Below are 878 nucleotides of genomic sequence, written 5' to 3'. Positions count from 1 at the left end.
CCGGGCCCCCAAGCGCGGCTGAAGCCGTCACGGGGCCCAGGGCCCGGGAGCCGCGCGGCGCGGCGCTACGGGTTGCCCAGGCCCGGCGTGTTGGTGGCCACGCCCGGGGCTTCCGGGGCGCCGGTGAAGTCCAGCTTGAGCAGCGTCTGGCCATCCACCCAGCGGTCATCCGCCTTCACGCCCCAGTGCAGGTGCGGGCCGGTGACGCGGCCGGTGCTGCCCACCCGGCCCAGCGCGTCGCCCTGCTTCACCGTCGCGCCGTCCTTCACGTCGATGCGCGACAGGTGGAAGTACGCGGTGTAGAGCCCCGCGCCGTGGTGCACGAGCACGGTGTTCCCGGACGCGTAGTTGTCACGCGCCATCACCACCGTGCCGTCGTTGGCGGCGACCACCGGCGAGCCCGTGGCGCCGTCCAGGTCCACGCCGAAGTGCTGCGACTGCAGCTTGCCGTTGAACGAGCGGCGGTCGCCGTAGGGCGCCGTCACCGTGGCCTCGCGCGGCCAGGCGAAGTTCCGGCCGAACAGCGGCGCCCGGAAGGGCTGCGCGAACGCCGCGGCGAACGCCTTGCGGTCCGCCTCCATGCGCGCCTTCACCGCCTTGGGCGGCGACACGTACTTGCTGGCCACGCGCAGCTCGCGCTCGCGGAAGCCCGGCGAGCCCACGGTGAGCGCGCCGGACAGCCGCACCGGCAGGCCGCGCCCGGGGGCCGTGACGTCCACCGGCACGCTGCCCTCCGGCTGCTCCACCGGGAGGCTGGAGAGGGCCGCGTAGCCGTCGTTCCACGCGAAGAAGCGCAGGGGCCGGCCCGCGAGCGTCCCCGTGGGGAGCGCGGACGCGCCGCTCACCGTCACCAGCACCGGGTCGCCCGGCTTCGGGTG

General features: G+C 75.5%; 1 protein-coding gene. It reads right to left on the bottom strand.

What is annotated here, in order from left to right; all coding sequences use genetic code 11:
- Nucleotides 1–65 precede the first annotated feature (65 nt).
- A partial coding sequence (locus tag ACLEQD_RS44470; protein ID WP_410391940.1) for a M23 family metallopeptidase occupies nucleotides 66–878 on the bottom strand: 813 nt, incomplete at its 5' end.

The organism is Corallococcus sp. 4LFB (assembly GCF_046520365.1).
In the GTDB taxonomy this organism is placed as follows: Bacteria; Myxococcota; Myxococcia; order Myxococcales; family Myxococcaceae; genus Corallococcus; species Corallococcus caeni.
Note: the sequence above shows the minus strand (reverse complement) of the source record. Positions and strands in the feature narration are given on the sequence as shown.